This is a genomic window from Pirellulales bacterium, assembly GCA_035939775.1.
Lineage (GTDB): Bacteria > Planctomycetota > Planctomycetia > Pirellulales > DATAWG01 > DASZFO01.
Window position 1 is genome coordinate 14,177 of the sequence record DASZFO010000245.1, and the last position, 9,958, is coordinate 24,134.

Sequence of the window (9,958 nt, forward strand, 5' to 3'; positions counted from 1 at the left end):
TTCTAGTTGATCTTCACCATTCCGCCCTTCATATCGAGCATCGCATCGGCGGCGACTTTGATCACGCCACTCTTGCTTTGCAGCATGCCGTCGGCCTGCAGCTTGATCATCGTGGATTGGATGGTCACACCGGTCGGAGTGAGCTTGATCGAAGTCGCTCCGACTTTCAACTCGATCGATTGCATCGCCTCGATCGTGCATTGACCCTGCGAAATCTTGTAACTGGCGTTCCCCATGTTGACCGTCACGCTCAAATCCCCCTGTTTCACTGTGTGCGCGTCGTCCTTCTGCACGGTGACGATCCGACCGCCGTCTTTCACCTCATGCGTGTCGTCCTTCTGCACGGTCGTGGTGCGCGTGCCCTTCTTGACGGTCAGCGTTTCGTTGCCTTGATCGAGTGTGGCGGTGCGGTCGTTATAAATGTCGATCGTTTGGTCGCCTTTGTCTTTCTTGTCGAAGCCGACCTTGAGCGTGTCGTTATTCTCCACGACCCGATTGAAATCCTTCTCGGCGTGGAAGTAAACCTCTTCGCTGTCTTTCTTGTCCTCAAATCGCAGCTCGTTGAAGTTTTCGGCGGTCCCCTTCTCGGTGCTACGAGTCTTGACGTAGTTGCGGGTCTTGTTGTCGGGCAGCGTGTAGGCCGGCATGTGGTCGGCGTTGTAGACGCAGCCGACGACGATCGGCTGATCCGGGTCTCCTTCGAGAAACGCGACGATCACTTCGTCGCCGACTCGCGGCAGGAAAAACGCCCCGAAGCTCTTCCCGGCCCAAGCCTGGGCCACTCGTACCCAGCAGGAGCTGTCGAGGTCCTTCTTCCCCTCGCGGTCCCAGAAGAACTGCACTTTAACGCGGCCGTACTTGTCGGTGGAAATCTCTCCGCCAGCCGGCCCAACGACGACGGCCGTCTGCGTGCCGCCGATCTTGGGCTTCGGCGTGACTTGCTGCGGGCGAAACGGGACCGCCGTCGGGATGCAGCGGAACGTGTTCTTATAGCGCAGCGGGACCGATTCGTTGCTCGTGTAGGTCCCCTCCATGGTCGCCACGTGCTCGACGTCGGTCAGCACGTAGGTGCCGTTGGCGTTGAAGTGCTTGTCGAGCTGGAATTTGTAGCCGGCGATGAAACGGCGGACGTTTCCCTCGCCATCGAGCATCAAGCCATTCGCGGCGACCTGCTCCATGCGGATCTTGACGGTGCGCGTGTTGTCCTGCTCGATCTTGCTCAGCTCCGACGGTTGCGGCGAACCTCCTTTGTCGATGCCGTCGAACCGGCCGGCGTAGTCGCCGGGAAAGTCGTAGATCTCCCACTGATCGTTCCCGCCCACTTTGAGGTGATGCGTCACGGTGCCGACCGCGGCCGTCGCGAGGATCGATTCAGTCGCTTCGAGGTTCTTCGCCGGCAGCTCGAAGCAATGATCCCAAAGTCGATATTTCCCCGACCGCATCTCCTGCGACTTCTGCCAGCGCACGACGCGGTCTTCATGGAGGCTCGCGTCGCGAAGCCCCTTGAAGTCGTTAAACACGATCTTGGCGGACTTGCCCGGCAGATTGGCGAAGCTGCCGGCATCGTTGGCCACGACGATCGTATGGTCGGAATCGGTGTGCTTGAAGAAATAGAAGATTCCTTCTTCCTCCATCAGCCGCGTCGCGAATTGGAAATCCGATTCGTGATACTGGACGCAGTAATCTCGTGGTTCGAAGGCCCCCTTGAGTTCCCATTTGGTGTTCAGTCCCGTGAGCACCTTCTTGAGAATGTCGGGGACCGAGAGATGTTGAAAGATGCGGCTGCGGACCTGGCTGCGGAGTCTGACAAAGCTCGGCATCACCTCCGCCCAATATCGCGTGAGGAACTTGCCCGTGTCGGGCGAATGCACCTTCGAGCCTTCGGTGAGCTTGTAGACGACGCCGTTGAAGTATCGCGTCTCGCCGCCGCCGGGCTCGTCGAGCCGCACGGTAACGCTCTGCCCCAGCAGCTTCTCGAACGCCAGCGCGTAGTCCGGCGCCCCCAACAACGACAGTCTGATCCGGAACGGCCGCGACAGCCCCTCGCTGACCGAAAACTGCTCCAACAGCAGCTTGTCCTTGCCGAGCGACGAAGCCGTCATGCCGATCGGTCGATTGTCTTGAGTTAGCGTCGCAGTACCGGTCGACATGCATTCCTCCAGCAAATATAGCAGGCACACTCCGTGCGCCGTCCGCTTAATGTAGCAGGCACACTCCGTGTGCCGTCCGCTTCGTTCTGGTAACGGCACGCGGAGCGTGCCTACTACGTTGAGCGCCCGCGGCCGAGTCTACTTTACCGATCTTCCGTTCGCTACGCCAGGATGGGCGCGCCGTCGAGCGGCGTCCGGGGATCCGCAAGTGTTCCAGTTATGGCAATCGACCGTCGCTCGCGCGACGACCTCCTTCAACATCTTGGTGGGATTCGAGAGATTTTGTGAGCGCCGTCCTTCGTTTGCTCTCGTTCTTGACGGGTCATCCCCAAAATGGGGTAATCGGGAGGTGAGCATCGCAAGCCGTGTTTGTGCTTCACTCGTTCCAGAAGAAGTCCAAGAAGTGCATCGCAACGCCAAAAGCGGAATTCGACCTAGAAACTTGGAAATTGTTAGGGGTATGTTACGCTGAACGCTCACGCGGAGGATTTCATGGCGATCAGAATTCTGGACGTTGGCCAGTGCGGCTTCGACGGCCCACGCATGGCCGCGCTCTGGCGCGACCAGTTGGGCGCTACGGTCGATCGCGTCGCCAACGGTAAGGATGCCGTGGAACGGCTCAAGAATGGCGATTACGACGTCGTGCTGGTCAACCGCGTGCTGGCCGCTGACGGTTCTTCCGGCCTCGACGTCATCGAGGATCTGCTAAGCGCGAAAATATCGATTCCCGTGATGCTCGTGAGCGACCTGACGGACGCGCAAGACGCGGCAGTCGCCCTGGGCGCGGTTCGCGGATTCGGCAAAGCTGATCTCGGCGAGCCGGCCACGTTGGAATTAGTCGCCAGCGTCTCCGCCGGCAAAGACGGAGGCGAACGATGAAGGACAAAAAGACCGCGCCGGTAATCCGCATCTGCGGCCGCGCCGATTCGCCGGCCGCCTACGAAATCCGCAACTACCTCAGCCGCAACGTCGTCTCTTTCAAGTGGGTGGAACTCGCAGACGACGGCGAAGAAATTGTGAACTCGGATTCCCGTCTCTACGCTGGTCGCGCGCGGACCTGCCGTTCGGCGGATAAGCATTGGGTCGAGCATTATCCCGACCGCCCGTCACGGCTCGGATTGAATTGCTTCTCGGTTCGATCGACTTGTCCGCGCAAGCCGAGTTCGTTGTATCGCTCCCGGCGATCACGGAAATCGAGCGGCTCTGGGCAGAGCCGGCAATCTCTGCCTGACGCTTGGCGGTTGACCCGGTGATGCCTACAATGTCGGGCGTCATCGGGAGCCTTGGCACGGCGCGACAAGGCGAGTCGAGTCGGCCCGAGTTTTGTAAAGAGGTGTAGCTGAACGATTTGGGCCGTTATTGTCGATTTCCAAAAGAGGGCTATCCAGTGACGACGATTGCCAAGGGAGCAAAGTGTGTGACGCTCGTCAACGTCTTCACGGTCGAACCGGCCAAGCAGCAGCGATTGGTGGACGTTCTCGTCGAGGCCACTGAAACGACGATGCGGCGTTTACCCGGCTTCATGTCGGCCAACATTCACAGGGGCCTGGACGGTACGCGCGTTGCCAACTATGCCCAGTGGCGGAGCGTCGAGGACTTCCAGGCGATGCTCAAGAACCCGGAAGCGATCCCGCACATGCAACAAGCGGCGGCACTGGCGTCCAGCTTCGACCCGAAGTTGTACGAGGTCGTCGAGGTCTGCAACATTCACGGTCAGCGGGGCTAACGATGTCAAAAAAGGCAGACTTGCCGCCTACCCGAACCCATCCACCGCGCGATGCTCGCGCTCATGGGCTAGGCTGGACGCTCAATCGCGTAGCTTGGACCGCTTCCGGCACCACCACATAATGCCGCACGCCAGTACGGCAAGAAGCCCGGTACTTGGCTCAGGCACGCCGCCGACGCCCGCTACTCGGAATCCGAAGATGTCTGCGTCGTCACGCGTGGGATAAAATACGCCGCGAAACGAGGCAGCCGAGCGGTCGGGGCCTTCGCCCCAGTGGCCGCCCCGCACCACTTTATAGCCAAAAGCATTGAATGTCGTGTCCTCCCATTGATACACGTTTCCACCCATGTCGAATGTACCGAACGGGCTTTGCGAATTAGGATAAGCGCCCACGTCGGTGTAATACCTTCCTGTACCTGTTCAAGAATTCGACGTACAGAGCGTTGGTCACGTCGTAGGTGCCGATCCGGTAATTGTACGGCACAGCTCCGTAGGCTGTCGTGCCATCGTTCATTACCTGAGTGTCAGGCGCATTGCCTGCATAGCCGACCGGGACCGTTGAGATAGTCACGGCTTGCGCCGAGCCGATCATCGTTGCGAGAATTGCGAGGGAGCAGAGTCCGGCCGCTTTAGGTGCAAAGAATCGGTGCATTAGCGCGCTTTGTTTGACAAGGGATTGCCGTCGCCGGGCGACGGCTCGGAAGTAGGCATCGTAACCATGCGCCGGGCGCGAGTCAATTTGCTCGGCACCGCGGCCGTCGCATCGTCGGGCGAGAGTCTCAACGTCCCACGGTTAACGCGGCCGGACGCGGGCGGCTGGATTCTCAGCGGATCATTGCGTCAAAGCGCCGGCAATGCACCCCGCGAGAAACGCCAACATGATTCCCCATGCAGCGTAACGAATTGGCCTGCCAGCCAACGTGCCGAATCCGGCTCCGACAGCGGCCGAAACGCCAAAATAGCCAATTCTGCGCAGTGCGATGTCATTCAAGTGTCGCCAATATAGTGCGGCTAGCCACGCCGCGAGACAGAACCATGCGACCGCGCCGAGCATCCGGCGCATCGAAAATTGAAACGGCTTGCTCATCGCCGCATTATCCCCGTCCGCGGGTTGCCGGAGCAAGGGACCTGCGGGGCCGGTAGTCGTCCAAACTCGTGTCCAGGCCGCGGCGGCCGCAAATCAATGATTCTTCGATTCTTGATCCGGAAACACCCAGCGAACTGGGCCGTCTGGCTCTTCCCTTTGTCGTCGCACTGTCGCCTCTGGAAACACCCGGCGATATTCTGCTAGCTCTTCTTCGGTCACGTCGTCTACGGCATATATTTCTCCGCAATCAAGATCACCCAAAAGACGACGGACCCAAGGGAGCCTGCGCTCACCGTCAACTGTCTCGACTTCTGAGCACAAGGTAAAGCGCGGGTTTTCGAGCATCGTCTTCCGCTCCCTCACGATCTTCGCCTGCCAACCCACATAGGCGCACGAGATCGCCAATAGCGTCACGCCGATCAGCAGCGTCCGAGGCTGAATTGAAACCAGCGACGACGGCGGGGCTTCTCAGCCATAACGGGCGCGTCTGTTTTGGGCGGCTCGGTTTGCATGACCGCATTATCCCCGACCGCGGGCGGCCGGGGCAACATAATATCGGGCCACGAAAGCCACGATCCGCGGCCACCCTCTGGCCAACACATCGTCGGGCGGGAATCTGGGCGGTTCGTGGCCGACGCTCCCCGAAGCCATACGACGCGCGATGGTCGCGTCGATCGGCTGAGCATCATCGCGACTCACAAGCCCTCCGCCGATCGGCAGGGGCGTTTTCGTGCGCCGCCACGGTCGTCTAGCTTCGCTTCTCGCGGGCAATAGCCGGCTGTGGAGCTGTCTTGTCGTCGAGCATCGCCAAGAATTCATCCGGCGACGGCAAAGCCAGTGCAGCCGGGACCGTGAATATCTGCCCGCAGCCCCGGCAGTGGACGTGTGTTCCGGCGGCCAGATTGGGGTTACTCACAACCTTGCCGCAATCGGGACAGGTGAGAAAATCCATGATTCGCCTCGCCACCGTGATTCTAGCCGCCGTGATCCGGCGATTGCAAGCGCGGCAGCCGGATGGAAGCATCCTAGGATCGTGCGCAACCCAGGGGGGCAGTGAGACTCGGACATACGCCCCGGAGAATAGCAGCCGCAAACGAACTCGGAGTCAACCTTGGCCTCCAGCAGAATCTGCCGCGTGCCAGGGTCGTCAAATCGCGATTCGGACAGGAATGGACACAAGTGGACAGTGCCGCAGCCGCAGCTCGCTCCGCTCGGATCCAGCGCCTGATGGAGTCTATTGCTCCGCGTTAGCCCGCGCCACCAAGCTACCTTCGATCTCGCCGATTCAGATAGCCGAGCGAGGCCAGTCCGAGGAGGGCCAGCAACAGGGTCGAAGGCTCGGGGACCGCCGATGGATTGCCGTTCATCGTGGTGCCGTCCACGGAAGGGTCGGCCGGAATCGGATCGCCGCTGAAGCCATCGGCGCTTGGAGGATCCAAGCTCGAAGAACCCGGCGCGTCGGAGGCAAAGGGCGCCGTCGATTGCAATGAGCCGGCCAGCGCGAGTCCGCTGGATTGGCTGAGCGGGTTGCCACTGGAGTCTGACGCGTCGATCGTTACCAACGCGGGCGATCCGGCAGTGCCGCCGATCACCAGCTCGCTTTGGACGATGTGGTTAGCCGTGAGATCACTTCCCGCGTTGACCTGCGTAACGCCCGATCCGTCGATGTTGCCCACTTGCTGATGCGTGCCGGAGACAAGGATGCCCGCGGCAGCAGTGCTGTTGTTCGTGACGTTCACGCGATTCGGTCCATTGGAAAGCGCTGATACGGAGCCGGCCAGTTCCAGCGTCGCGCCGTTGTTGACCGTCGCGGTGACGCCCGTGCCGATCGTGGCCGAGCCGGTCGTGGCCTTGAAGCGCAACGTGCTCGAATCGTTGACGGCCAACGAACTGGCTAGGCCCATCGTCGGCGCGCCATCGACTTCAAGCGTCCCGCTGCCTCCTTCGGAGAACGCGGAATTGGCGTTGTTGGTGAACGTGCCGCCGAACGTGCCGCTGGACCCGCCGGCAAAGACGGCCGTCGTGCTAATGATGTTGAACGTCCCGCCGCCGTTGTTCGTCACCAGTCCCGTAAAGATAGCCGGATTGTAGGCGACGACGATTGTCTTGCCGTTTTCGTTCGTGACCGGACCGTTCACGGTCGTCAGTCCGCCGGAGAAGGTGACGCTGCCATTGTTGTCCAGCCCGGTGCCGCCGGTGGCGAAGGTGCCGAAGCCGCTGATTTGGCCCAAATTGTTCATGGGCTGGCCGTTGTTGTCGAACGTGCCGCCTGTGAGATTGACGACCCCCGCGCTGGCCAGCAAACCATGGCTAACGAGCAGTTTGTTTCCGGTGCCCGCGCGGATCAATCCGCCGGCCGGATTCAAGAGCGTGCCGCCGAGGAATAGCGTGCCCCCGATCGGCTCGATGGTGCCGGTGTTGGTAATCGCGTTGCCGATGTTGCCGAAGCCCTGGATCGTGCCCGAGTTCGTAATCGCCCCCCCGGCGAGATTGGCGGCGATGCCGTTCATCTCGATTAAGCTCGTGTTGCTAAAAGGCTGGCTGATATTCATGGCGCCGCTGCTGAGCACCACGCCGCCGCCGGCGTTGCTGAACCCGGACGAGATGGTTCCAGGCCCTGAGATCGTGCCGCCGGCTCCGTTGGTCAACAATCCGGACGCGCCGCTGAGCGTCCCGCCGTTGAGATTCAGTGCGCCGGCATTGGTCAGCGTCGCGCCGTTGAGATTGAACGGAACGGTGGCGGAGAGATTGAATGTTCCGCGATTGACGTTCGCCGCGCCGCCACTGGTGCTCAGGTTGAGCGTTCCGCCGGCCATCGTGAGCGTTCCCTCGTTGTCGAGCCCTGGACCGCCCAGCGTGATGGGGGCCTCTGGCAAGGTTGTCCCTGAGAGGGTAAACGTCGCTGGGAGCGTCAGCCCGCCGTCGTTTTCCAGGACGTTTGCCACCGTAATTGGCGCAAAGATTTCGAGTGCTCCTCCCGCCACAATCAACCGCCCGCTCAACGTGCCGCCGGCATAAAGGAAAGTCGCCGAAGCGGTCACATCGCCGACGAGCGATCCGGCGGTCATCCCGAACGTTCCGCCATTGATGGCTACATTGGCGACTGTCGATCCGCCGGTAATCGCGAGCGTTCCGCCGTTGACCGTCACGCCGCCCGTAAGCGTATTGTTGCCCGACAGGTTCTGTTCGCCAGTGCCGCTCCCGTTCACGACGAGCGAAAGCTTGCCGCCGCCGCTGCCATCCTGCAGCGTACCGGCAAAGGTGCCGCCGATGGTGTTGGAGAGGTTGCCCACCGTCAAGGTCACGTTCGCCGCGCTGGCGTTTTGGACGATCCCGCTTCCGTTCAGGCCGGCCAGCGTGACGCTGTTGCCGTTCAAGGTCAGTGTTCCGTTATCAGTCACCGCATTCGGGCGCGCCGAGTTCAGAGCGCCAGGATTGCCAATCTGGAGCGCCGCGCCGGCGTTGATCGTCACACCACCCGTGAAGGTGTTATTGCTACTCAGCGTCATGCTTCCGGCATTGATCGTCAGGCCGCCACTGAAACTGTTGCTTCCACTCAGCGTCAGGTTTCCCGCATTGACTGTCATGCTCCCTGAGAAGGTGTTGTTTCCGCTCAACGTCAAGCTACCCGCACCCGCCTTGACAAATGAGAGCGTCGCCGTGGTCCCCGGAAATTGGTCTTGGAGCGATCCGGCAAACGTCTCATTGCCGGACTCGATTACGGTCAACGTGGCAGGGCCACCTTGAATAATCGCGCTCGGCGAGCTGCTGCTGAGTCCGCCGATTGAAACGCTGTTGCCATTGAGAGCCAAAGTTCCGGTGCTTCCCGGACCGAACGCGACAGCGTTCGGCGTCGTCGAGTTCAGTGCACCGCTGCCTCCAATGCCGAGCGTACCCGCATTGATCGTCACGCCCCCCGTAAACGTATTATTGCCCGATAGATCCTGCTCGCCATTGCCACTCTTCACGAGCGACAACGCTCCGCCACCCGCGCCGTCCCGTAATGTGCCAAAATAATTGTTGGAGAAACCATTCGCGTTGTTCGTGGTGAGGGCCGCGGGAGTCGTGGCCGCGTTTTGGACGATAGCCGACGACGTGCCAGCCAGTCCGCCGATCGTCTCGTTCAGTCCTGCCAGCGTGAAGACGCCGGTGTTTTGGATCGTGACCGTTCCGGAGTCGCTGATTTGATCGCCACCGCTGCCGGAGAGCTGCACGTTGCCGGCGTTGATGAGCAATCCGCCGCTGCCGATTGCATGAACCGATGCCGAACTCGACTTGGCCAGGAGGAGCGTGCCGCCATTAGCGATCACGCCGAGGCCCGTATTGTCGGCGCTGCCGCCCAGGGTCAGCGTGTTGTTGCCATTCTTGGTCATGCCGATCGTGCCGCCAATCGCGCCATTGATGTTCACGGCATCGTTGCCGGAGACGGTCAGCGTCTGCCCGACGGCGGTGCCGTTGGTAATCGCGCCTGCGAACGTGAGGACGTCGCCGGTGTTCGTCGCGTTGTTGGCGAAAGTGTAGTTGCCTTCGAGAGTCAAGGGCGTATTGAGGGTTTCCGTGATGTTGCTCCCGGTAAACGTGCCGGCGATTTGGATCGTGCCCCCGGAGGTGAGAACCATGGGGCCGAAGAAGTTGAACGTATAGGCAGCCGCCGAGGTGTCGAACGTAATGTTCTCCAGATTGCGATTGGAGTCGGTGAGGATTGAGGTAGTCGTACTGGTCGTATTGAACGTCGCCGTGTCGGTGTTCGTGGTCCCCGACGTGGCGCCCGGCACAATCCCCGACACCCAGTCGCTGCTGGTGTTCCAAAGGCCGGAGGGGGCGGATGAACTCCAGGTGCCGTTGGCGGCCAGCGCCGGACGAGCCGCCGCGCCGAGACCGCACAAGAGGGAGAGCCAGATTTTCGTCCAAGCCGGCCGGACTCTTCGCCGGCCCCAGACGCGCGTCGCGACAGTGAAGCAATGAAACCTGCTCATATAGCCCTCCAAGTCGAGA

Annotated in this window: 6 protein-coding genes; 3 read left to right on the top strand and 3 right to left on the bottom strand. The window is 61.0% G+C overall.

The annotated features are described in order from the left end of the window. Positions 1–2 precede the first annotated feature (2 nt). The gene (tssI, locus tag VGY55_15305; protein ID HEV2971341.1) at positions 3–2,150 is read right to left on the bottom strand and encodes a type VI secretion system tip protein TssI/VgrG; all 2,148 of its coding nucleotides are present in this window, start codon (positions 2,148–2,150) and stop codon (positions 3–5) included. A 492-nt stretch (positions 2,151–2,642) separates the two neighbouring features. Here tssI and VGY55_15310 point away from each other — a divergent pair, with 492 nt between their 5' ends. The 3 genes from VGY55_15310 to VGY55_15320 all read left to right on the top strand — a co-directional run bounded on the left by VGY55_15310 (position 2,643) and on the right by VGY55_15320 (position 3,876). Beyond that, positions 2,643–3,029 carry a response regulator gene (locus tag VGY55_15310; protein ID HEV2971342.1) on the top strand — a complete coding sequence of 129 codons (387 nt, stop codon included), beginning with the start codon at positions 2,643–2,645 and terminating at the stop codon, positions 3,027–3,029. Next, positions 3,026–3,403 (top strand): hypothetical protein, encoded by a 378-nt coding sequence (locus tag VGY55_15315; protein HEV2971343.1) that lies wholly within the window; start codon positions 3,026–3,028, stop codon positions 3,401–3,403. Before VGY55_15310 ends, VGY55_15315 begins: the two co-directional genes overlap by 4 nt. A gap of 134 nt (positions 3,404–3,537) precedes the next feature. Beyond that, entirely contained in the window at positions 3,538–3,876 is a 339-nt protein-coding gene (locus VGY55_15320; protein ID HEV2971344.1) for an antibiotic biosynthesis monooxygenase family protein, read from the top strand. Between the two features lie 1,835 nt (positions 3,877–5,711). On the opposite strand, the gene VGY55_15325 is transcribed toward VGY55_15320, so the two are convergent. Next, positions 5,712–5,915: a hypothetical protein gene (locus VGY55_15325; GenBank protein ID HEV2971345.1), complete on the bottom strand. Its 204-nt coding sequence runs from the start codon at positions 5,913–5,915 to the stop codon at positions 5,712–5,714. 313 nt (positions 5,916–6,228) lie between these two features. Continuing rightward, complete coding sequence (locus VGY55_15330; GenBank protein ID HEV2971346.1) at positions 6,229–9,939, bottom strand: autotransporter-associated beta strand repeat-containing protein; 3,711 nt, start codon at positions 9,937–9,939, stop codon at positions 6,229–6,231. Positions 9,940–9,958: the final 19 nt, after the last annotated feature.

Coding starts and splice junctions, on each gene's coding strand:
- VGY55_15315 (HEV2971343.1), top strand. CDS start 3,026: ATGAAGGACAAAAAGACCGCGCCGGTAATCCGCATCTGCGGCCGCGCC.
- VGY55_15325 (HEV2971345.1), bottom strand. CDS start 5,915: ATGGATTTTCTCACCTGTCCCGATTGCGGCAAGGTTGTGAGTAACCCC.
- tssI (HEV2971341.1), bottom strand. CDS start 2,150: ATGTCGACCGGTACTGCGACGCTAACTCAAGACAATCGACCGATCGGC.
- VGY55_15330 (HEV2971346.1), bottom strand. CDS start 9,939: ATGAGCAGGTTTCATTGCTTCACTGTCGCGACGCGCGTCTGGGGCCGG.
- VGY55_15310 (HEV2971342.1), top strand. CDS start 2,643: ATGGCGATCAGAATTCTGGACGTTGGCCAGTGCGGCTTCGACGGCCCA.